12 protein-coding genes, 1 tRNA gene and 5 rRNA genes are annotated in these 24,143 nt (G+C 38.4%); 16 read left to right on the top strand and 2 right to left on the bottom strand.

Annotated elements, in window-relative coordinates:
• Positions 1 to 5: 5 nt before the first annotated feature.
• The 6 genes from FNL83_RS11075 (at position 6) to rrf (FNL83_RS11050) (ending at position 8,357) form a co-directional block, all read left to right on the top strand.
• Positions 6 to 2,927, top strand: a 23S ribosomal RNA gene (locus FNL83_RS11075).
• Between the two features lie 70 nt (positions 2,928 to 2,997).
• Positions 2,998 to 3,112: ribosomal RNA gene (rrf, locus tag FNL83_RS11070) — 5S ribosomal RNA — on the top strand.
• Between the two features lie 229 nt (positions 3,113 to 3,341).
• Positions 3,342 to 4,892, top strand: a 16S ribosomal RNA gene (locus FNL83_RS11065).
• 98 nt (positions 4,893 to 4,990) lie between these two features.
• Positions 4,991 to 5,067, top strand: a tRNA-Ile gene (locus tag FNL83_RS11060).
• 183 nt (positions 5,068 to 5,250) lie between these two features.
• Positions 5,251 to 8,172 (top strand): 23S ribosomal RNA (locus tag FNL83_RS11055).
• 70 nt (positions 8,173 to 8,242) lie between these two features.
• Positions 8,243 to 8,357, top strand: a 5S ribosomal RNA gene (gene rrf, locus FNL83_RS11050).
• Together the 16S, 23S and 5S rRNA genes with 1 tRNA gene alongside form the textbook arrangement of a ribosomal RNA operon.
• A gap of 239 nt (positions 8,358 to 8,596) precedes the next feature.
• Here the strand turns inward: rrf (FNL83_RS11050) and pdxR are convergent.
• Positions 8,597 to 9,961, bottom strand: a complete 1,365-nt coding sequence (gene pdxR / locus FNL83_RS11045) for a MocR-like pyridoxine biosynthesis transcription factor PdxR (protein WP_001830028.1) — start codon at positions 9,959 to 9,961, stop codon at positions 8,597 to 8,599.
• 96 nt (positions 9,962 to 10,057) lie between these two features.
• Here pdxR and pdxS point away from each other — a divergent pair, with 96 nt between their 5' ends.
• From pdxS to FNL83_RS11030, 3 genes are all read left to right on the top strand, one after another.
• Complete coding sequence (gene pdxS / locus FNL83_RS11040; RefSeq protein ID WP_001830030.1) at positions 10,058 to 10,945, top strand: pyridoxal 5'-phosphate synthase lyase subunit PdxS; 888 nt, start codon at positions 10,058 to 10,060, stop codon at positions 10,943 to 10,945.
• A 2-nt stretch (positions 10,946 to 10,947) separates the two neighbouring features.
• Positions 10,948 to 11,505 carry a pyridoxal 5'-phosphate synthase glutaminase subunit PdxT gene (pdxT, locus tag FNL83_RS11035; protein WP_011082818.1) on the top strand — a complete coding sequence of 186 codons (558 nt, stop codon included), beginning with the start codon at positions 10,948 to 10,950 and terminating at the stop codon, positions 11,503 to 11,505.
• Positions 11,506 to 11,914: 409 nt separating this feature from the next.
• A complete protein-coding gene (locus tag FNL83_RS11030) occupies positions 11,915 to 13,114 on the top strand; it encodes an IS110-like element ISSep2 family transposase (RefSeq protein WP_280114369.1) in 1,200 nt (399 codons plus the stop codon).
• Between the two features lie 275 nt (positions 13,115 to 13,389).
• On the opposite strand, the gene FNL83_RS11025 is transcribed toward FNL83_RS11030, so the two are convergent.
• On the bottom strand, positions 13,390 to 14,604 hold the full coding sequence (locus FNL83_RS11025; RefSeq protein ID WP_001832269.1) for a NupC/NupG family nucleoside CNT transporter: 1,215 nt from the start codon (positions 14,602 to 14,604) through the stop codon (positions 13,390 to 13,392).
• A 156-nt stretch (positions 14,605 to 14,760) separates the two neighbouring features.
• Here FNL83_RS11025 and FNL83_RS11020 point away from each other — a divergent pair, with 156 nt between their 5' ends.
• The 7 genes from FNL83_RS11020 (at position 14,761) to gltX (ending at position 24,110) form a co-directional block, all read left to right on the top strand.
• Positions 14,761 to 15,222, top strand: a complete 462-nt coding sequence (locus FNL83_RS11020; protein ID WP_001832288.1) for a CtsR family transcriptional regulator — start codon at positions 14,761 to 14,763, stop codon at positions 15,220 to 15,222.
• Between the two features lie 20 nt (positions 15,223 to 15,242).
• Positions 15,243 to 15,806: a UvrB/UvrC motif-containing protein gene (locus FNL83_RS11015; protein ID WP_001832265.1), complete on the top strand. Its 564-nt coding sequence runs from the start codon at positions 15,243 to 15,245 to the stop codon at positions 15,804 to 15,806.
• Positions 15,796 to 16,803: a protein arginine kinase gene (locus tag FNL83_RS11010; protein ID WP_077755964.1), complete on the top strand. Its 1,008-nt coding sequence runs from the start codon at positions 15,796 to 15,798 to the stop codon at positions 16,801 to 16,803. Before FNL83_RS11015 ends, FNL83_RS11010 begins: the two co-directional genes overlap by 11 nt.
• A 13-nt stretch (positions 16,804 to 16,816) precedes the next feature.
• Entirely contained in the window at positions 16,817 to 19,270 is a 2,454-nt protein-coding gene (locus FNL83_RS11005) for an ATP-dependent Clp protease ATP-binding subunit (protein WP_001832300.1), read from the top strand.
• Positions 19,271 to 19,760: 490 nt separating this feature from the next.
• On the top strand, positions 19,761 to 21,134 hold the full coding sequence (radA, locus tag FNL83_RS11000; protein WP_001833080.1) for a DNA repair protein RadA: 1,374 nt from the start codon (positions 19,761 to 19,763) through the stop codon (positions 21,132 to 21,134).
• 53 nt (positions 21,135 to 21,187) lie between these two features.
• Positions 21,188 to 22,246: a PIN/TRAM domain-containing protein gene (locus FNL83_RS10995; RefSeq protein WP_001832313.1), complete on the top strand. Its 1,059-nt coding sequence runs from the start codon at positions 21,188 to 21,190 to the stop codon at positions 22,244 to 22,246.
• Between the two features lie 409 nt (positions 22,247 to 22,655).
• Positions 22,656 to 24,110 (top strand): glutamate--tRNA ligase, encoded by a 1,455-nt coding sequence (gltX, locus tag FNL83_RS10990; protein ID WP_001832310.1) that lies wholly within the window; start codon positions 22,656 to 22,658, stop codon positions 24,108 to 24,110.
• The last annotated feature ends 33 nt before the right edge of the window (positions 24,111 to 24,143 follow it).

The raw sequence follows: 24,143 nt of genomic DNA, 5'->3' as shown, positions 1-24,143 counted from the left end.
ACATAGATTAAGTTATTAAGGGCGCACGGTGGATGCCTTGGCACTAGAAGCCGATGAAGGACGTTACTAACGACGATATGCTTTGGGTAGCTGTAAGTAAGCGTTGATCCAGAGATTTCCGAATGGGGGAACCCAGCATGAGTTATGTCATGTTATCGACATGTGAATTTATAGCATGTCAGAAGGCAGACCCGGAGAACTGAAACATCTTAGTACCCGGAGGAAGAGAAAGAAAAATCGATTCCCTGAGTAGCGGCGAGCGAAACGGGAAGAGCCCAAACCAACAAGCTTGCTTGTTGGGGTTGTAGGACACTCTATACGGAGTTACAAAAGAACATGTTAGACGAATCATCTGGAAAGATGAATCAAAGAAGGTAATAATCCTGTAGTCGAAAACATATTCTCTCTTGAGTGGATCCTGAGTACGACGGAGCACGTGAAATTCCGTCGGAATCTGGGAGGACCATCTCCTAAGGCTAAATACTCTCTAGTGACCGATAGTGAACCAGTACCGTGAGGGAAAGGTGAAAAGTACCCCGGAAGGGGAGTGAAAGAGAACTTGAAACCGTGTGCTTACAAGTAGTCAGAGCCCGTTAATGGGTGATGGCGTGCCTTTTGTAGAATGAACCGGCGAGTTACGATCTGATGCAAGGTTAAGCAGCAAATGTGGAGCCGCAGCGAAAGCGAGTCTGAATAGGGCGTTGAGTATTTGGTCGTAGACCCGAAACCAGGTGATCTACCCTTGGTCAGGTTGAAGTTCAGGTAACACTGAATGGAGGACCGAACCGACTTACGTTGAAAAGTGAGCGGATGAACTGAGGGTAGCGGAGAAATTCCAATCGAACTTGGAGATAGCTGGTTCTCTCCGAAATAGCTTTAGGGCTAGCCTCAAGTGATGATTATTGGAGGTAGAGCACTGTTTGGACGAGGGGCCCCTCTCGGGTTACCGAATTCAGACAAACTCCGAATGCCAATTAATTTAACTTGGGAGTCAGAACATGGGTGATAAGGTCCGTGTTCGAAAGGGAAACAGCCCAGACCACCAGCTAAGGTCCCAAAATATATGTTAAGTGGAAAAGGATGTGGCGTTGCCCAGACAACTAGGATGTTGGCTTAGAAGCAGCCATCATTTAAAGAGTGCGTAATAGCTCACTAGTCGAGTGACACTGCGCCGAAAATGTACCGGGGCTAAACATATTACCGAAGCTGTGGATTGTCCTTTGGACAATGGTAGGAGAGCGTTCTAAGGGCGTCGAAGCATGATCGCAAGGACATGTGGAGCGCTTAGAAGTGAGAATGCCGGTGTGAGTAGCGAAAGACGGGTGAGAATCCCGTCCACCGATTGACTAAGGTTTCCAGAGGAAGGCTCGTCCGCTCTGGGTTAGTCGGGTCCTAAGCTGAGGCCGACAGGCGTAGGCGATGGATAACAGGTTGATATTCCTGTACCACCTAGTATCGTTTTAATCGATGGGGGGACGCAGTAGGATAGGCGAAGCGTGCTGTTGGAGTGCACGTCCAAGCAGTAAGGCTGAGTGTTAGGCAAATCCGGCACTCATAAGGCTGAGCTGTGATGGGGAGAGGAAATTGTTTCCTCGAGTCGTTGATTTCACACTGCCGAGAAAAGCCTCTAGATAGATAACAGGTGCCCGTACCGCAAACCGACACAGGTAGTCAAGATGAGAATTCTAAGGTGAGCGAGCGAACTCTCGTTAAGGAACTCGGCAAAATGACCCCGTAACTTCGGGAGAAGGGGTGCTCTTTAGGGTTCACGCCCAGAAGAGCCGCAGTGAATAGGCCCAAGCGACTGTTTATCAAAAACACAGGTCTCTGCTAAACCGTAAGGTGATGTATAGGGGCTGACGCCTGCCCGGTGCTGGAAGGTTAAGAGGAGTGGTTAGCTTCTGCGAAGCTACGAATCGAAGCCCCAGTAAACGGCGGCCGTAACTATAACGGTCCTAAGGTAGCGAAATTCCTTGTCGGGTAAGTTCCGACCCGCACGAAAGGCGTAACGATTTGGGCACTGTCTCAACGAGAGACTCGGTGAAATCATAGTACCTGTGAAGATGCAGGTTACCCGCGACAGGACGGAAAGACCCCGTGGAGCTTTACTGTAGCCTGATATTGAAATTCGGCACAGCTTGTACAGGATAGGTAGGAGCCTTTGAAACGTGAGCGCTAGCTTACGTGGAGGCGTTGGTGGGATACTACCCTAGCTGTGTTGGCTTTCTAACCCGCACCACTTATCGTGGTGGGAGACAGTGTCAGGCGGGCAGTTTGACTGGGGCGGTCGCCTCCTAAAAGGTAACGGAGGCGCTCAAAGGTTCCCTCAGAATGGTTGGAAATCATTCATAGAGTGTAAAGGCATAAGGGAGCTTGACTGCGAGACCTACAAGTCGAGCAGGGTCGAAAGACGGACTTAGTGATCCGGTGGTTCCGCATGGAAGGGCCATCGCTCAACGGATAAAAGCTACCCCGGGGATAACAGGCTTATCTCCCCCAAGAGTTCACATCGACGGGGAGGTTTGGCACCTCGATGTCGGCTCATCGCATCCTGGGGCTGTAGTCGGTCCCAAGGGTTGGGCTGTTCGCCCATTAAAGCGGTACGCGAGCTGGGTTCAGAACGTCGTGAGACAGTTCGGTCCCTATCCGTCGTGGGCGTAGGAAATTTGAGAGGAGCTGTCCTTAGTACGAGAGGACCGGGATGGACATACCTCTGGTGTACCAGTTGTCGTGCCAACGGCATAGCTGGGTAGCTATGTATGGACGGGATAAGTGCTGAAAGCATCTAAGCATGAAGCCCCCCTCAAGATGAGATTTCCCAACTTCGGTTATAAGATCCCTCGAAGATGACGAGGTTAATAGGTTCGAGGTGGAAGCGTGGTGACACGTGGAGCTGACGAATACTAATCGATCGAAGACTTAATCAATTTTTAAAAAACGTTTTGCGACGCAAAATCTTACTTACTATCTAGTTTTGAATGTATAATCATTCATTTGTCTGGTGACAATGGCAAGGAGGTCACACCTGTTCCCATGCCGAACACAGAAGTTAAGCTCCTTAGCGCCGATGGTAGTCGGACTGACGTTCCGCTAGAGTAGGACGTTGCCAGGCAATCTACTTTTGACCTGTTGGTCATTTTTTTGTGGATTAATAGAATATATTAATAAATTAACTTGAATTTTTTGTTGACTTAACTATGCTTAAGATGTATAATTAATTCTTGTTGATTAGAAATGAACATTGAAAACTGAATGACAATATGTCAACGTTAATTCCAATAAACAGTAACGAAATGTTACAAACTATTTAGTATTTATGAGCTAATCAAACATCATAATTTTTTATGGAGAGTTTGATCCTGGCTCAGGATGAACGCTGGCGGCGTGCCTAATACATGCAAGTCGAGCGAACAGACGAGGAGCTTGCTCCTCTGACGTTAGCGGCGGACGGGTGAGTAACACGTGGATAACCTACCTATAAGACTGGGATAACTTCGGGAAACCGGAGCTAATACCGGATAATATATTGAACCGCATGGTTCAATAGTGAAAGACGGTTTTGCTGTCACTTATAGATGGATCCGCGCCGCATTAGCTAGTTGGTAAGGTAACGGCTTACCAAGGCAACGATGCGTAGCCGACCTGAGAGGGTGATCGGCCACACTGGAACTGAGACACGGTCCAGACTCCTACGGGAGGCAGCAGTAGGGAATCTTCCGCAATGGGCGAAAGCCTGACGGAGCAACGCCGCGTGAGTGATGAAGGTCTTCGGATCGTAAAACTCTGTTATTAGGGAAGAACAAATGTGTAAGTAACTATGCACGTCTTGACGGTACCTAATCAGAAAGCCACGGCTAACTACGTGCCAGCAGCCGCGGTAATACGTAGGTGGCAAGCGTTATCCGGAATTATTGGGCGTAAAGCGCGCGTAGGCGGTTTTTTAAGTCTGATGTGAAAGCCCACGGCTCAACCGTGGAGGGTCATTGGAAACTGGAAAACTTGAGTGCAGAAGAGGAAAGTGGAATTCCATGTGTAGCGGTGAAATGCGCAGAGATATGGAGGAACACCAGTGGCGAAGGCGACTTTCTGGTCTGTAACTGACGCTGATGTGCGAAAGCGTGGGGATCAAACAGGATTAGATACCCTGGTAGTCCACGCCGTAAACGATGAGTGCTAAGTGTTAGGGGGTTTCCGCCCCTTAGTGCTGCAGCTAACGCATTAAGCACTCCGCCTGGGGAGTACGACCGCAAGGTTGAAACTCAAAGGAATTGACGGGGACCCGCACAAGCGGTGGAGCATGTGGTTTAATTCGAAGCAACGCGAAGAACCTTACCAAATCTTGACATCCTCTGACCCCTCTAGAGATAGAGTTTTCCCCTTCGGGGGACAGAGTGACAGGTGGTGCATGGTTGTCGTCAGCTCGTGTCGTGAGATGTTGGGTTAAGTCCCGCAACGAGCGCAACCCTTAAGCTTAGTTGCCATCATTAAGTTGGGCACTCTAAGTTGACTGCCGGTGACAAACCGGAGGAAGGTGGGGATGACGTCAAATCATCATGCCCCTTATGATTTGGGCTACACACGTGCTACAATGGACAATACAAAGGGTAGCGAAACCGCGAGGTCAAGCAAATCCCATAAAGTTGTTCTCAGTTCGGATTGTAGTCTGCAACTCGACTATATGAAGCTGGAATCGCTAGTAATCGTAGATCAGCATGCTACGGTGAATACGTTCCCGGGTCTTGTACACACCGCCCGTCACACCACGAGAGTTTGTAACACCCGAAGCCGGTGGAGTAACCATTTGGAGCTAGCCGTCGAAGGTGGGACAAATGATTGGGGTGAAGTCGTAACAAGGTAGCCGTATCGGAAGGTGCGGCTGGATCACCTCCTTTCTAAGGATATTATTCGGAACATCTTCTACGAAGATGAGGGAATAACGTGACATATTGTATTCAGTTTTGAATGTTTATTAGCATTCAAATTATATAATGGGCCTATAGCTCAGCTGGTTAGAGCGCACGCCTGATAAGCGTGAGGTCGGTGGTTCGAGTCCACTTAGGCCCACCATTTATTTGTACATTGAAAACTAGATAAGCAAGTAAGATTTTACCAAGCAAAACCGAGTGAATAGAGTTTTAAATAAGCTTGAATTCATAAATAATCGCTAGTGTTCGAAAGAACACTCACAAGATTAATAACTAGTTTTAGCTATTTATTTTGAATAACAATTCAAAATATGGTGGAAACATAGATTAAGTTATTAAGGGCGCACGGTGGATGCCTTGGCACTAGAAGCCGATGAAGGACGTTACTAACGACGATATGCTTTGGGTAGCTGTAAGTAAGCGTTGATCCAGAGATTTCCGAATGGGGGAACCCAGCATGAGTTATGTCATGTTATCGACATGTGAATTTATAGCATGTCAGAAGGCAGACCCGGAGAACTGAAACATCTTAGTACCCGGAGGAAGAGAAAGAAAAATCGATTCCCTGAGTAGCGGCGAGCGAAACGGGAAGAGCCCAAACCAACAAGCTTGCTTGTTGGGGTTGTAGGACACTCTATACGGAGTTACAAAAGAACATGTTAGACGAATCATCTGGAAAGATGAATCAAAGAAGGTAATAATCCTGTAGTCGAAAACATATTCTCTCTTGAGTGGATCCTGAGTACGACGGAGCACGTGAAATTCCGTCGGAATCTGGGAGGACCATCTCCTAAGGCTAAATACTCTCTAGTGACCGATAGTGAACCAGTACCGTGAGGGAAAGGTGAAAAGTACCCCGGAAGGGGAGTGAAAGAGAACTTGAAACCGTGTGCTTACAAGTAGTCAGAGCCCGTTAATGGGTGATGGCGTGCCTTTTGTAGAATGAACCGGCGAGTTACGATCTGATGCAAGGTTAAGCAGCAAATGTGGAGCCGCAGCGAAAGCGAGTCTGAATAGGGCGTTGAGTATTTGGTCGTAGACCCGAAACCAGGTGATCTACCCTTGGTCAGGTTGAAGTTCAGGTAACACTGAATGGAGGACCGAACCGACTTACGTTGAAAAGTGAGCGGATGAACTGAGGGTAGCGGAGAAATTCCAATCGAACTTGGAGATAGCTGGTTCTCTCCGAAATAGCTTTAGGGCTAGCCTCAAGTGATGATTATTGGAGGTAGAGCACTGTTTGGACGAGGGGCCCCTCTCGGGTTACCGAATTCAGACAAACTCCGAATGCCAATTAATTTAACTTGGGAGTCAGAACATGGGTGATAAGGTCCGTGTTCGAAAGGGAAACAGCCCAGACCACCAGCTAAGGTCCCAAAATATATGTTAAGTGGAAAAGGATGTGGCGTTGCCCAGACAACTAGGATGTTGGCTTAGAAGCAGCCATCATTTAAAGAGTGCGTAATAGCTCACTAGTCGAGTGACACTGCGCCGAAAATGTACCGGGGCTAAACATATTACCGAAGCTGTGGATTGTCCTTTGGACAATGGTAGGAGAGCGTTCTAAGGGCGTCGAAGCATGATCGCAAGGACATGTGGAGCGCTTAGAAGTGAGAATGCCGGTGTGAGTAGCGAAAGACGGGTGAGAATCCCGTCCACCGATTGACTAAGGTTTCCAGAGGAAGGCTCGTCCGCTCTGGGTTAGTCGGGTCCTAAGCTGAGGCCGACAGGCGTAGGCGATGGATAACAGGTTGATATTCCTGTACCACCTAGTATCGTTTTAATCGATGGGGGGACGCAGTAGGATAGGCGAAGCGTGCTGTTGGAGTGCACGTCCAAGCAGTAAGGCTGAGTGTTAGGCAAATCCGGCACTCATAAGGCTGAGCTGTGATGGGGAGAGGAAATTGTTTCCTCGAGTCGTTGATTTCACACTGCCGAGAAAAGCCTCTAGATAGATAACAGGTGCCCGTACCGCAAACCGACACAGGTAGTCAAGATGAGAATTCTAAGGTGAGCGAGCGAACTCTCGTTAAGGAACTCGGCAAAATGACCCCGTAACTTCGGGAGAAGGGGTGCTCTTTAGGGTTCACGCCCAGAAGAGCCGCAGTGAATAGGCCCAAGCGACTGTTTATCAAAAACACAGGTCTCTGCTAAACCGTAAGGTGATGTATAGGGGCTGACGCCTGCCCGGTGCTGGAAGGTTAAGAGGAGTGGTTAGCTTCTGCGAAGCTACGAATCGAAGCCCCAGTAAACGGCGGCCGTAACTATAACGGTCCTAAGGTAGCGAAATTCCTTGTCGGGTAAGTTCCGACCCGCACGAAAGGCGTAACGATTTGGGCACTGTCTCAACGAGAGACTCGGTGAAATCATAGTACCTGTGAAGATGCAGGTTACCCGCGACAGGACGGAAAGACCCCGTGGAGCTTTACTGTAGCCTGATATTGAAATTCGGCACAGCTTGTACAGGATAGGTAGGAGCCTTTGAAACGTGAGCGCTAGCTTACGTGGAGGCGTTGGTGGGATACTACCCTAGCTGTGTTGGCTTTCTAACCCGCACCACTTATCGTGGTGGGAGACAGTGTCAGGCGGGCAGTTTGACTGGGGCGGTCGCCTCCTAAAAGGTAACGGAGGCGCTCAAAGGTTCCCTCAGAATGGTTGGAAATCATTCATAGAGTGTAAAGGCATAAGGGAGCTTGACTGCGAGACCTACAAGTCGAGCAGGGTCGAAAGACGGACTTAGTGATCCGGTGGTTCCGCATGGAAGGGCCATCGCTCAACGGATAAAAGCTACCCCGGGGATAACAGGCTTATCTCCCCCAAGAGTTCACATCGACGGGGAGGTTTGGCACCTCGATGTCGGCTCATCGCATCCTGGGGCTGTAGTCGGTCCCAAGGGTTGGGCTGTTCGCCCATTAAAGCGGTACGCGAGCTGGGTTCAGAACGTCGTGAGACAGTTCGGTCCCTATCCGTCGTGGGCGTAGGAAATTTGAGAGGAGCTGTCCTTAGTACGAGAGGACCGGGATGGACATACCTCTGGTGTACCAGTTGTCGTGCCAACGGCATAGCTGGGTAGCTATGTATGGACGGGATAAGTGCTGAAAGCATCTAAGCATGAAGCCCCCCTCAAGATGAGATTTCCCAACTTCGGTTATAAGATCCCTCGAAGATGACGAGGTTAATAGGTTCGAGGTGGAAGCGTGGTGACACGTGGAGCTGACGAATACTAATCGATCGAAGACTTAATCAATTTTTAAAAAACGTTTTGCGACGCAAAATCTTACTTACTATCTAGTTTTGAATGTATAATCATTCATTTGTCTGGTGACAATGGCAAGGAGGTCACACCTGTTCCCATGCCGAACACAGAAGTTAAGCTCCTTAGCGCCGATGGTAGTCGGACTGACGTTCCGCTAGAGTAGGACGTTGCCAGGCAAATATCGTATGGATGCGATGAGCCTAATCGAGACCGAAAGGTCTCTTTTTTTTATGCAAAAATAGTTCTAAAAAAGAAAGTATTAATAAATAAATTCGCTACTTAACAACTTTTATAAGAGGTAATTTCATATGTGGCTTATAAAGGTTAAGTAACATATCCAACCTTAAATGCTTTAATTACTGTTGTGTATCGTAACAATAATTAAAGCATTTTAAAGTTTCTTAAAATCTAGTATTTATATAACGAGTGAATGAATTAATGCATTAACATGATCTTCTAATTCTTCTTTTTTTATCCCCCCAAATCCTAAAATAAATTTTGGATAAACTTTAGAATAATTTTCGTAATGATAAGGTTTTAATTTTAAATTATTTTTTTTCGCATTTTTTAAACATTGTTTCATTGACAATCCATTATTAACAGTTATTGTAAAATGCATTCCAGTTAGTGCGCCTTCAATCTTTATTTGAGTATTGTAGGGCTTTAATCGTTTTAAAATATAATCAAGTTTATCTCTATATATCTTTCGCATTTTATTCAAATGTCTTTCAAATTTCCCACTTATCATGAATTGAGCAACCATGTGTTGAACATGCACAGGCACTGTATTTCCCTCTTTATATTTTTGATTATTATATTTGTGCATTAAATTTTGTGGCAAAACAATATATGCAATCCTACAGCTTGGATATAAAGATTTTGAGAAAGTACTAATATAAATGACTTTTCCTTTTGTGTCTAAACTTTGTAATGCAGGTATGGGTTTGCCAAAATATCTAAATTCTGAATCATAATCATCTTCGATAATATATCTTTGCTTAGCTTGATGGGACCAATTGATTAATTGTGTTCTTTTTTTTAAATTGGTGACATAACCAGTTGGAAATTGATGAGATGGTGTTATATACAAAATATTGTTATTTGTATTTAAAATAGGGTCGATTTGTATTCCATTTTGTTCAACTGGGACTTGAATATAACTTATACCTTTTTTATCAAGCGTATGTTTAATAGGTGGATAACTTGGCTGTTCAATAATAAATTCTTCTTTTTTTAGTAAATTGGTTATCATATCGAGTAACTGGCTTGTTGATGATCCAACAATAATTTGATTTGGGTGACAAGTGACGCCACGACTATTAAATAAGTAATGTGAAATTTGTTGCCTTAAAATATATTCCCCTTGACGCTCGCCTCGTTGTAATAGTGATAGCTGATGGTCTTCAAAAACGTCTTTCGCATATTTTCTAAAAATGTGCATAGGAAAACTTTCAGAATCAATTTCAGCTAAATTAAAAGCATATTTATATTGTCGTTGCTTCTTTTCTAAGTTATCAGTGTTTAATTGATTTGTTTGTCGATGTATCACTGGCAACGATTCTATATCGGAAACGAAGTAGCCAGATCTAGGTTTCGAATAAATGAAACCCTCATCTACAAGTAATTGATATGCATGTTCTATTGTAGTGTGGCTAACAGATAAATAGTTACTTAACTGTCGTTTAGATGGAAATCTATCATTTGATTGATATTGACCTTCGATAATTTGATTTTTTAACTTTTCATATAACGATAAATAAAGTGGTTGATTTACTTTCAATTAACTGACCCCTATCTTTATGTACAAATTGAACCTTTTTAAATATCAGTTTATCTCGTAAAATATATTTAATCAATAAGAAAAGGGGTAAGTAGTATGTCTAAAATAGTAGGATCAGATCGAGTTAAAAGAGGAATGGCTGAAATGCAAAAAGGCGGTGTCATTATGGACGTCGTTAATGCAGAACAAGCTAAAATTGCTGAAGAAGCCGGAGCTGTTGCCGTAATGGCATTAGAGCGTGTACCATCAGATATTCGTGCTGCTGGCGGTGTTGCACGTATGGCGAATCCTAAAATAGTTGAAGAAGTTATGAATGCCGTATCAATTCCGGTTATGGCTAAAGCCAGAATTGGTCATATTACAGAAGCTAGAGTTTTAGAATCGATGGGTGTTGACTATATAGATGAGTCTGAAGTATTAACGCCTGCAGACGAAGAATATCATTTAAGAAAAGATCAATTTACAGTTCCTTTTGTGTGTGGCTGTCGTAACTTAGGTGAAGCAGCACGACGCATTGGTGAAGGTGCGGCGATGTTGCGTACGAAAGGTGAACCTGGTACTGGTAATATTGTTGAAGCTGTCCGTCATATGAGACGTGTTAATTCTGAAGTTAGCCGCTTAACAGTTATGAATGATGATGAAATTATGACATTTGCAAAAGATTTGGGTGCACCTTATGAAGTATTAAAACAAATTAAAGATAATGGACGTCTTCCTGTAGTTAATTTTGCAGCTGGTGGTGTTGCTACGCCTCAGGATGCAGCACTAATGATGGAATTAGGTGCAGATGGTGTATTTGTTGGTTCAGGTATATTTAAATCTGAAGATCCTGAAAAATTTGCTAAAGCTATCGTTCAAGCTACAACACATTATCAAGATTATGAGTTAATCGGAAAATTGGCTAGTGAGCTAGGTACGGCTATGAAAGGTCTAGATATTAATCAAATTTCACTAGAAGAAAGAATGCAAGAGCGTGGTTGGTAATGATTAAAATTGGTGTTTTAGCCTTACAAGGTGCTGTACGTGAACATATACGTCATATTGAATTAAGTGGTTATGAAGGCATTGCTATAAAAAGAGTAGAGCAACTAGATGAAATTGATGGTCTAATATTACCTGGTGGAGAGTCTACAACATTACGTCGTTTAATGGATTTATATGGATTTAAAGAAAAGTTACAACAATTAGATTTGCCAATGTTTGGAACATGTGCTGGATTAATTGTTCTTGCAAAAAATGTTGAAAATGAGTCTGGTTATTTAAATAAATTAGATATAACTGTTGAGCGTAATTCATTCGGTAGACAAGTCGATAGCTTTGAATCTGAACTTGATATTAAAGGGATAGCAAATGATATTGAGGGAGTATTTATTAGAGCACCTCATATTGCTAAAGTGGATAACGGAGTGGAAATACTTAGTAAAGTTGGAGGTAAAATAGTAGCCGTCAAACAAGGACAATACCTCGGTGTTTCTTTCCATCCAGAACTAACTGATGATTATCGTATCACTAAGTATTTTATTGAACACATGATTAAACATTAATCATTTTGTAATATTTGATTTACAAATTAGTTTCTATTAATTTTAACAATTTATTTTGAAGGAAGTTTAATAAATTGTAGTTTATTTTACTCTATGTGTGAGATAACGATTGATTGTTCTAATTATTTGTCAAAATTCTAATATTTAAATCATTTAAAACATACTAAGATTAGCTATGAAGAAATCTATGACGATAGATTTTTTCATAGCTATTTTTTATAGTTATAGAGAGAAGTAGACTGTCCAGACTCTTGGATTTTAAATCCGTATAAAAAACAAGTCAGCTTTACTCTCGCCTTTTGAAATTCGTTTGTAGTATGTTGGGTTCTTGAAACCGTGTATAGGAAAATGAAATGAGAAAGGTTGAGTAAAGTTTTTAGCTTCTCAATTATTCAAAGGAGGTTTTTTTATCGATTACTTAGGTGTTGATATTAGTAAAAGAAGTAGTGTAGTTGCACATTATAAAAATGAAAAATTCCAAAAAGAGTTTTTCATCCAAAATAATAAAAATGGTTACAACTATTTACTCAAGTATTTGAATGACTTAGACCACCCACAACTCATTTTTGAATCTACAGGTATCTATTCAAGAAGTATGGAACGATTTTGTTGTGTAAATCAAATTAACTATATTCAAATGAATCCGTTAGAAGCCAAATTTAAAACGAGCGCTCTAAGATCATGGAAAACTGATCAGGCAGATGCTCATAAGCTTGCTTGTTTAGGACCGACGCTTAAACAAACAGACAACTTACCTATACATGAGTTAATATTCTTTGAATTAAGAGAACACGTCCGTTTTCATCTAGAAATCGAGAATGAACAAAATCGACTTAAATTTCAGATCCTTGAATTATTCCATCAAACATTCCCTGGTTTAGAAAGATTATTCAGTAGTCGATATTCAATCATTGCACTCAACATCGCAGAAATCTTTACTCATCCAGACATGGTTCTTGATATCGACAAGGAGGTACTGATTACACATATATTCAATTCTACAGATAAAGGAATGTCAATGGATAAAGCTACAAAATATGCACTTCAATTAAGAGTGATTGCTCAAGAAAGCTATCCTAATGTCGATAGACATTCCTTTCTAGTCGAAAAATTACGCTTACTTATTCAACAATTAAAACAATCTATTCATCATCTCAAACAATTAGATGATGCCATGATTCAATTAGCACAACAACTCGATTATTTTGAAAATATTCATTCGATACCTGGTATTGGTAAGCTAAGCACAGCTATGATTATTGGGGAGATTGGTGATATTAAGCGATTTAAATCAAATAAACAACTCAATGCTTTTGTTGGCATTGATATCAAACGATATCAATCAGGTCATACACACTGTAGAGATACCATCAACAAGCGTGGTAATAAAAAAGCGAGAAAACTTTTATTTTGGGTGATTATGAATATAATAAGAGGGCAGCATCATTATGACAATCATGTCGTCGATTATTACTACAAACTAAGAAAGCAGCCTAATGAGAAACCTCATAAGACTGCCATCATTGCTTGTATAAATCGATTATTAAAAACAATTCATTATCTTGTAATGAATCATAAATTGTACGATTATCAAATGTCACCACATTAGCCAAACGTACAATCAAATGTAGTTTAACACCTTATTCAAAAAAATTAAAATGAACGGTTTAGTTAAGTAATGCTTATTTTAATTATAAGTACTTGACTAATCGTAGGAAAGAGGCTGGGACAAACACAGGCTTTTTCAATACATTGGCAGATTGAGTGTCATTGAAGAAGCTCGAAATTTAGAAAAATGTATTTTTGATGAGTGAACATTTACGATTTGAATTAAAATAAAAGCAAGAGAAACAAAAACGTTACTCTTGCTTAAATCTACGTATGTTAGATAAAGAATCCTGCAATAGCCGCTGATATAAACGAAACAAGTGTTGCACCAAATAATAATTTTATTCCGAAACGAGCAACAACGTCACCTTTTTCATCATTCAATGATTTAATAGCTCCTGAAATAATACCAATTGAACTAAAGTTTGCGAATGATACTAAGAAGACAGAGGTAATTCCTTTAGCATGTTCCGATAATCCAGTCGCTTTACCTAAATCTTGCATTGCTACAAATTCATTAGATAGTAATTTTGTAGCCATTACTGAACCAGATTGAACTGCATCTTGCCACGGTATTCCAGTTAAGAAAGCGAAAGGTGCAAAAATAAATCCAATAAGCGTTTGGAAGTTCCATTGAATAGCACCGCCAGACATAAAGCTTAAGATTCCACTCACCATTCCATTTAATAAAGCAATAATTGCAATATAACCTATCAGCATAGCGCCTACAATAACTGCTACTTTAAATCCATCTAGTATATACTCCCCAAGCATTTCAAAGAAAGATTGTTTTTTTGTTTCGTTCTCAGCAATTAATAATTTGTCGTCTTCCTCATTGACTTTATAAGGATTAATGATAGATGCAATGATAAAACCACCAAATAAGTTAAGCACTACTGCAGTCACAACATATTTTGGTTCAATAAGTGTAAAATAAGCGCCTATAATTGATGCTGATACCGTTGACATCGCTGAAGCAGTTAATGTATATAAGCGTTGTTTAGGTATGTAAGGTAATTGTTTTTTTAATGAGATAAAGACTTCAGATTGTCCTAGAATTGCTGCCGCGACCGCATTGTAAGATTCTAAACGGCCCATTCCATTAATTTTTGAAATTAAAAATCCCAATAAGTTAATAATTAGTGGAAGTATTCGTGTATATTGTAATATACCTATCAATGCTGAAATAAAAACAATAGGTAACAAAACGCTAAAGAAGAATGGTGGTTGTTTAGGATCAATAAATTTAAAGCCACCAAATACAAAATTGACACCGACCGCTGCTTTAGCTAATAAATAATTAAAACCATCTGAAATACTCCCAATAACTGAAATTCCCAAATTAGTTTTAAGTAATATAAATGCAAATATTAGTTGAATTACTAATAGCAATCCAACATATCGCCAGCGAATATTTTTTCTGTCTGAACTAAATAAAACTGCGAGTGCTAAAAAGAAAATGATTCCTAATATCCCAATCACAATATGCATATTTCTTCATTCCTTTAAATTTTTTCTATTTTCTATCATACAACAAAATGAACACGCTAACATCATTAATTTGAAATTTTAAAATCAAATTGGTTGAAAAAGGTCAAAGATGGTCATATAATATAGTCAAAGAAGGTCAAAAAAGAGGTGATATCTATGCACAATATGTCCGACATCATAGAACAATACATTAAGCGGTTATTTGAAGAAGCAGATGAAGATGTTGTAGAAATACAACGCGCTCATATTGCTCAACGTTTCGATTGTGTTCCTTCTCAACTTAACTATGTTATTAAGACACGTTTTACTAATGAACATGGTTATGAAATAGAAAGTAAACGTGGTGGCGGTGGTTACATTCGAATCACTAAAATTGAAAATAAAGATGCAACAGGTTATATTAATCACTTACTACAATTAATAGGTCCATCTATTTCTCAACAACAAGGGTATTATGTCATAGATGGTTTGTTAGATAAAGGTTTGATCAATGAAAGAGAAGCTAAAATGATACAGACCATTATTGATAGAGAAACTTTAAAAATGGATGTTGTTGCACGCGATATTATAAGAGCTAATATCTTAAAACGATTACTACCAGTTATTAATTATTACTAGGTTAGGTGAGGTGTTTAAAATTGCTTTGTGAAAATTGCCATTTTAATGAAGCGGAAGTTAAACTTACTGTTAAAGGTATAGATAGTACGCATGAAAAATGGGTATGTTCAGTATGTGCCCAAGGAGAAAATCCCTGGTTACATTCTAATGATGATAATACGTATCATACACACCAAGACGATATAGAAGAAGCATTTGTAGTGAAACAGATACTTCAACACCTCGCTGCAAAACATGGTATTAATTTTCATGAGATGGCATTTAAAGAAGAAAAAAAATGTCCAACGTGTCAGATGACACTTAAGGATATTGCACATGTTGGTAAGTTTGGGTGTGCTGATTGTTATGCTACGTTTAAAGAAGACATCATTGATATAGTTCAACGTGTTCAAGGTGGTCAATTTGAGCATGTAGGAAAAACACCACAATCATCTTATAAGAAACTTGCAATAAAAAAGCAAATTGAAGAAAAATCAAAATATCTAAATAAATTGATAGATGATCAAGAGTTTGAAGAGGCAGCGATTGTTCGTGATGAAATTAAAGCTTTAAAAAGTGAAAGCGAGGTGTCTCATGATGAGTAATATCCATACTAATATTAGTGAGTGGATGAAGATGTCTGAGGAGACACCTGTTATTATTTCTTCCAGAATTCGATTAGCTAGAAATCTTGAAAACCATGTCCACCCACTTATGTTCCCTTCAGAGCAAGAAGGATATCGAGTGATAAATGAAGTTCAAGATGCGCTTCCCAACTTAACTTTAAATCGATTAGATACGATGGATCAACAAAGTAAAATGAAATTGGTTGCGAAACATCTTGTGAGTCCTGAACTAGTGAAACAACCTGCTTCAGCAGTAATGTTAAATGATGATGAATCGGTAAGTGTTATGATAAACGAAGAAGATCATATACGAATACAGGCTCTAGGAACTGATTTATCGCTAAAGGATTTATATCAACGCGCTTCTAAAATTGATGATGAATTAGATAAAGCGTTAGACATTAGTTATGATGAGCATTTAGGATATTTAACTACCTGTCCTACTAATATTGGTACAGGAATGCGTGCAAGTGTGATGCTACATTTACCTGGACTCTCCATTATGAAAAGAATGAACAGAATTGCACAAACAATTAATCGTTTTGGATTTACAATTCGAGGTATATACGGAGAAGGGTCACAAGTATATGGTCACATTTATCAGGTTTCAAACCAACTTACACTAGGGAAAACAGAAGAAGACATTATCGATAACTTAACTGAAGTTGTAAATCAAATTATAAATGAAGAAAAGCAAATAAGAGAAAGACTTGATAAACACAATCCTGTAGAGACACTGGATAGAGTTTATCGATCATTAGGTGTACTACAAAACAGTAGAATTATTTCTATGGAAGAAGCCTCATATCGTTTGAGCGAAGTGAAACTAGGTATTGATTTGAATTATATTTTGCTTGAAAATTTTAAATTTAATGAATTAATGGTAGCAATACAGTCACCATTTTTAATAGATGACGATGATAATAGAACAGTAAATGAAAAAAGAGCTGATTTATTAAGAGAACATATAAAATAGGAGGTATTTATACATGTTATTTGGTAGATTGACTGAGCGTGCACAACGTGTGTTGGCACATGCACAAGAGGAAGCAATTCGTTTGAACCATTCTAATATTGGAACAGAACATCTTTTGCTTGGTTTAATGAAAGAGCCAGAAGGTATAGCTGCAAAGGTATTAGAAAGTTTTAATATTACTGAAGATAAAGTCATCGAAGAAGTTGAAAAACTTATCGGTCACGGTCAAGAGCAAATGGGCACACTACATTATACACCGAGAGCAAAAAAAGTAATTGAACTGTCTATGGATGAAGCTCGAAAGCTACATCATAACTTTGTAGGAACAGAGCATATACTATTAGGTTTAATTAGAGAAAATGAAGGTGTTGCAGCACGTGTATTTGCAAACCTAGATTTAAATATTACTAAAGCACGTGCCCAAGTTGTAAAAGCTTTAGGAAGTCCAGAAATGAGTAATAAAAATGCGCAAGCTAATAAGTCTAATAACACGCCTACTTTAGATGGATTAGCTAGAGATTTAACTGTTATTGCTAAAGATGGAACGTTAGATCCAGTCGTAGGACGAGATAAAGAAATTACTCGTGTAATTGAAGTTTTAAGTCGTCGTACTAAAAATAATCCTGTGCTAATTGGTGAACCCGGTGTTGGTAAAACAGCAATTGCTGAAGGACTTGCGCAAGCAATTGTTAAAAATGAAGTACCAGAAACTTTAAAAGACAAACGTGTAATGTCATTAGATATGGGTACAGTCGTAGCTGGCACTAAATATCGTGGTGAATTTGAAGAAAGATTGAAAAAAGTTATGGAGGAAATTCATCAAGCTGGTAATGTTATTCTATTTATCGATGAACTTCATACTTTAGTTGGCGCTGGTGGCGCAGAAGGAGCAATTGATGCATCTAATATTTTAAAACCCGCTTTAGCTCGTGGAGAATTGCAATGTATAGGTGCCACAACATTAGATGAATATCGTAAAAATATAGAAAAAGACGCTGCATTAGAACGTCGTTTCCAACCAATTCAAGTGGATGAACCTACAGTTGAAGACACGATTGAAATCTTAAAAGGATTACGTGACCGTTATGAGGCTCATCACAGAATTAATATCTCAGATGAAGCTTTAGAAGCGGCTGCTAAATTGAGTGATCGTTATGTTTCAGATCGTTTCTTGCCAGATAAAGCCATTGACTTAATTGATGAGGCAAGTTCAAAAGTTAGACTTAAAAGTCATACAACGCCAAGTAATTTAAAAGAGATTGAACAAGAAATTGATAAAGTAAAAAATGAAAAAGATGCTGCAGTTCATGCTCAAGAATTTGAAAATGCCGCTAATTTAAGAGATAAGCAATCTAAACTTGAAAAGCAATATGAAGATGCTAAAAATGAATGGAAAAATGCACAAGGTGGTTTAGATACTGCCTTATCTGAAGAAAATATCGCTGAAGTAATAGCTGGTTGGACAGGTATTCCTTTAACTAAAATTAATGAAACTGAATCAGATCGTTTATTGAATCTTGAAGATACACTTCATAAACGTGTCATTGGACAAAACGATGCTGTCAATTCAATTAGTAAAGCTGTTCGAAGAGCTCGTGCTGGTCTTAAAGATCCAAAACGTCCAATCGGTAGTTTTATTTTCTTAGGACCTACAGGTGTGGGTAAAACTGAATTAGCTCGTGCTTTAGCTGAATCTATGTTTGGTGAAGACGATGCAATGATTCGCGTAGATATGAGTGAATTTATGGAGAAACATGCTGTCAGTCGATTAGTTGGTGCACCTCCAGGATATGTAGGACATGATGACGGCGGTCAATTGACTGAAAAAGTTAGACGTAAACCATACTCTGTGATTTTATTTGATGAAATTGAGAAAGCACATCCTGACGTTTTTAATATTCTTCTACAAGTTTTAGATGATGGTCATTTAACAGATACTAAAGGTCGTACTGTGGACTTCCGTAATACTGTGATTATTATGACTTCTAATGTGGGAGCTCAAGAATTACAGGACCAACGCTTTGCTGGTTTTGGAGGTGCTTCAGAAGGTAGTGACTACGAAACTGTCAGAAAAACAATGATGAAAGAATTAAAAAATTCATTCCGACCAGAATTCTTAAACCGTGTTGATGACATTATTGTCTTCCACAAACTTACAAAAGATGAATTAAAAGAAATTGTTACAATGATGGTAAATAAACTTACACACCGTCTTTCAGAGCAAAATATTAATATTGTTGTTACTGATAAAGCGAAAGAAAAAATTGCAGAAGAAGGATATGATCCTGAATATGGTGCTAGACCACTCATTAGAGCAATTCAAAAAACGGTTGAAGATAATTTAAGCGAATTGATTTTAGATGGAAATAAAATTGAAGGTAAAGAAGTAACAATTGATCATGATGGTAAAGAATTTAAGTATGATATTCATGAAATTACAGCCAAAAAAGAAACAACAGAATCATAATTAAATTATTATAACTTTAATTTCGCATATTGAGTTACTACAATTATAACGTTAAATATTAAATTAAAAAAAGTGAGATAGAAAGCGTAAGTAATTCCCTGTCTCACTTGGCAATGAGGACTAGAGTTGAAAATTGAGATTAGCCCAAGTACAACTCGGTTGTCAATTGCCAATAAATAAAATGCCTGGGACAATCATTGTCTCAGGCATTTTCTATACTAAGATAACCACTTAAATATATAATAATAAACAATGAATGAGGTAAATCAATTTAAAATTTTACTTATATTTTTGCTGAATCATCATTAGTATAATTGCCAGAATGTTTAAACAGATAAGCATATGATGAATGTTATAGGTTCATTATAGAAATATTATGAAAGGGTTATAGACTTATAAGTGTTATCAACATCATTATTTAATTTTAATTTGTCAGATTCAACTTGTCAGTTTAAAATAGATTTGTTCATATTAAATCGGAGGTGTCTCAATGGCCAAGAAAAAAGTAATATTCGAATGTATGGCATGTGGCTATCAATCTCCTAAGTGGATGGGCAAGTGCCCTAACTGTGGTGCGTGGAATCAAATGGAAGAAATAGTAGAAAAGGTTGCTCATCCTAAACATGGTGTAAAAACAAAAGAAACAGCAGGTAAGGTACAAAAGTTAAATAGCGTTAAGCATGAAGCTACCCCTAGATTACTTACAGAATCAAAGGAATTTAACCGTGTTTTAGGTGGAGGTATTGTAAGTGGTTCGTTAGTACTAATAGGTGGAGACCCAGGTATTGGTAAGTCAACTTTATTGCTACAAATTTGTGCTGCGCTGTCACAAAATAAGAATGTTTTATATATTACTGGTGAGGAATCTATTAATCAAACTAAGTTGCGCGCTGATCGTTTGGAAGAAGATTCTAGTCATCTTAATGTTTTAGCCGAAACTGATTTAGAAGTGATACATCAAACTGTAAAAGAAGAGAGACCTGACTTACTTGTTGTTGATTCGATTCAAACAATCTATCATCCGGAAATTAGTTCCGCACCTGGATCGGTATCACAAGTAAGAGAGAGTACGCAAAGTTTAATGAACATTGCTAAACAAATGAATATTGCCACATTTATTGTGGGACACGTAACAAAAGAAGGACAAATCGCCGGACCAAGATTATTGGAACATATGGTTGATACAGTTCTTTATTTTGAAGGAGATGAGCATCACGCATATCGTATCCTTAGAGCAGTAAAAAATAGATTTGGTTCTACAAATGAGATGGGGATTTTCGAAATGAAGCAAAGTGGATTAAAAGGTGTACTTAATCCTTCTGAAATGTTTTTAGAAGAACGTTCTACAAATGTTCCGGGCTCTACAATCGTCCCCACTATGGAAGGAACAAGACCACTACTCATTGAAGTCCAAGCGCTTGTTACACCAACAACATTTAATAATCCTAGACGAATGGCTACAGGTATAGATCATAATCGATTAAGTTTACTTATGGCGGTTCTAGAAAAAAAGGAAAACTATTTACTCCAACAACAAGATGCCTATATTAAAGTAGCAGGTGGCGTCAAATTAACAGAACCTGCTGTTGATTTAAGCATTATTGTTGCGACAGCTTCAAGTTTTAAAGATCAAGCTGTTGATGGATTAGATTGTTTTGTGGGTGAAGTTGGATTAACAGGTGAAGTACGCAGAGTATCACGCATAGAGCAACGTGTTCAAGAAGCGGCCAAACTAGGGTTTAAAAGAGCTATTATTCCACAGACAAATATTGGAGGTTGGACATTCCCAGAAGGCATCCAAGTCGTTGGTGTTTCATCAGTACATGAAGCTTTGAAATATGCATTACATTCAAAACTGCGATAAGCCGTATTGTTAAGCCATACTAGGATATAACATCAATGGAAGGAGGCTATAAATTGAATATAACAAAAGCAATTGTTGTAGCAATCTATATCATTGTTGGTGCAGCTCTTGGTGTTATAATTATACCCGAAGTTGTTACAGATCTTGGCATTCATCACCATGCGGTTATCACTAATTATTATGTAGATGGTTTCATAGGCATAATTATATTTTTTATAATATTTGGATTGTTCATTAATAAAGTAACATATGCTTTTAAACAATTTGAACAATTAATCATGAGACGCAGTGCGGTAGAAATATTATTTGCTACAATTGGTTTAATTATTGGTTTATTTATTTCAGTGATGGTTTCTTTTATCTTAGAAATGATAGGTAATTCCATATTAAATCACTTTGTACCTATGATAATCACTATTATTTTATGTTATTTAGGGTTTCAATTTGGTCTGAAAAAAAGAGATGAAATGCTTATGTTTTTACCAGAGAATATGGCACGTTCCATGTCTAATAATATACGAAGAGCGACACCTAAGATTGTAGATACAAGTGCCATTATCGATGGAAGGATATTAGATATTATACGTTGCGGATTCATCGATGGTGATATATTGATACCACAAGGCGTTATAAATGAATTACAGGTTATAGCGGATGCTAAAGATAGCGTGAAACGTGAAAAAGGTCAAAGAGGATTAGATATTTTAAATCAACTTTATGATTTAGATTATCCTACACGCGTTATACATCCAACTCAATCCCATAGTGATATAGATACATTATTAATTAAATTAGCACAACAGTATCATGCACATGTGATTACGACTGATTTTAATTTAAATAAAGTATGTCACGTTCAAGGAATTACAGCACTCAACGTTAATGATTTATCGGAAGCAATCAAACCTAATGTACATCAAGGCGACCAGTTAAGTATTTTATTAACGAAGATAGGTAAAGAGCCAGGACAAGGCGTAGGATATTTAGATGATGGTACAATGGTGGTTGTTGATAACGCGAAGAGTTACATTGGTCAACAAGTTAATTTAGAGGTCGTAAGTTTGTTACAAACATCATCAGGAAGAATTGTTTTTGCGAAATTTGTTGACTGAAATTTTATAGATTATCTTTGTTAGAATAAGGGTTTCATGTGAAACGTACCGTACGAATTTAGGTACTATATTTAAGTGAAATATTTCAAATTGATTTTATTTAACAAGGTTATGCATATTAAACATGTGACTTATCAAAGAGGCCTTTAAGTGCTACAATATTATTGAAATATTAGGTGGATTAGAATATTCAATATTTAATCAAGTTATTCATCAAGGTATACTTTAGCGTATCCTTATCGTTTGAATAACTTTTTTAAAATTAAACCACTTACAATAAACTACCGCATTTATTTGCATATTTTGTTAGTGGTCATAGTTATCATTTTATTGATGTATAATTTGCAAAGTATTTTAATTAATATTTGGCTATTTATTATCCACACAATTAATAGTAGGAGTGAAAATAATGAGTGAACGTATCAGAGTAAGATATGCGCCAAGTCCAACAGGATATTTGCATATTGGTAATGCAAGAACAGCATTATTCAATTATTTATTTGCTAAACATTATAATGGTGATTTTGTTGTTCGCATCGAAGATACAGATAGTAAACGTAATTTAGAAGATGGTGAATCTTCACAATTCGATAATCTAAAATGGTTAGGTTTGGATTGGGATGAATCCGTCGATAAAGATAAAGGTTTTGGACCTTATCGTCAATCTGAACGTGCAGAAATCTATAATCCACTAATTCAACAGCTATTAGAGGAAGACAAAGCATATAAATGTTATATGACTGAAGAAGAGTTAGAAGCAGAGCGCGAAGCTCAAATTGCCCGTGGAGAGATGCCAAGATATGGTGGACAACATGCGCACTTAACAGAAGAACAGCGTCAACAGTACGAAGCGGAAGGGCGTAAACCATCAATTCGTTTTCGTGTGCCTAAAGATCAAACATATACTTTCAATGACATGGTTAAAGGGGAAATTTCCTTTGAATCTGACAATATCGGAGACTGGGTAATTGTAAAAAAAGATGGTGTTCCGACTTATAATTTTGCAGTTGCCGTAGATGATCATTATATGCAAATATCAGATGTTATACGTGGTGATGACCATGTTTCAAATACACCTAAGCAGTTAATGATATATGAAGCATTTGGATGGGAAGCACCTCGTTTTGGTCATATGTCACTCATTGTTAATGAAGAGCGTAAAAAATTAAGCAAGCGAGATGGTCAAATCCTACAATTTATCGAGCAATATCGTGACTTAGGATATCTTCCAGAAGCATTATTTAACTTTATTACATTATTAGGTTGGTCACCTGAAGGTGAAGAGGAAATCTTTTCTAAAGAAGAATTTATAAAGATTTTTGATGAAAAACGCTTGTCTAAGTCTCCAGCTATGTTCGATAGACAAAAACTTGCTTGGGTTAACAATCAGTATATGAAAACAAAAGATACAGAAACAGTATTTGAACTTGCATTACCTCATTTAATCAAGGCTAATCTTATACCTGAAAACCCATCAGAAAAGGATAGAGAATGGGGACGTAAATTAATAGCGTTGTATCAAAAAGAAATGAGTTACGCTGGTGAAATTGTTCCATTATCAGAAATGTTCTTCCATGAAATGCCGGAACTTGGAAAAGATGAACAAGAGGTATTACAAGGAGAACAAGTGCCAGAACTAATGAACCATTTATATGGTAAATTAGAATCTTTAGAATCGTTTGAGGCAACTGAAATTAAGAAAATGATTAAAGAAGTTCAAAAAGAAACTGGTATTAAAGGTAAACAATTATTTATGCCTATTCGTGTTGCTGTTACTGGACAAATGCATGGTCCTGAATTACCGAACACAATTGAAGTATTAGGCAAAGATAAAGTATTGTCACGCTTAAAAAAACTTGTTTAAATAAATATTAAGTCATAAAGTGTTTACGACTTG

This window comes from Staphylococcus epidermidis (assembly GCF_006742205.1).
Taxonomy (GTDB): domain Bacteria; phylum Bacillota; class Bacilli; order Staphylococcales; family Staphylococcaceae; genus Staphylococcus; species Staphylococcus epidermidis.
Note: the sequence above shows the minus strand (reverse complement) of the source record. Positions and strands in the feature narration are given on the sequence as shown.

What these genes read in the sequence shown, in the direction of transcription:
- pdxS (WP_001830030.1), top strand. Translation starts at nt 10,058, where the DNA reads ATGTCTAAAATAGTAGGATCAGATCGAGTTAAAAGAGGAATGGCTGAA.
- FNL83_RS11025 (WP_001832269.1), bottom strand. Translation starts at nt 14,604, where the DNA reads ATGCATATTGTGATTGGGATATTAGGAATCATTTTCTTTTTAGCACTC.
- FNL83_RS11020 (WP_001832288.1), top strand. Translation starts at nt 14,761, where the DNA reads ATGCACAATATGTCCGACATCATAGAACAATACATTAAGCGGTTATTT.
- FNL83_RS11010 (WP_077755964.1), top strand. Translation starts at nt 15,796, where the DNA reads ATGATGAGTAATATCCATACTAATATTAGTGAGTGGATGAAGATGTCT.
- FNL83_RS11005 (WP_001832300.1), top strand. Translation starts at nt 16,817, where the DNA reads ATGTTATTTGGTAGATTGACTGAGCGTGCACAACGTGTGTTGGCACAT.
- radA (WP_001833080.1), top strand. Translation starts at nt 19,761, where the DNA reads ATGGCCAAGAAAAAAGTAATATTCGAATGTATGGCATGTGGCTATCAA.
- gltX (WP_001832310.1), top strand. Translation starts at nt 22,656, where the DNA reads ATGAGTGAACGTATCAGAGTAAGATATGCGCCAAGTCCAACAGGATAT.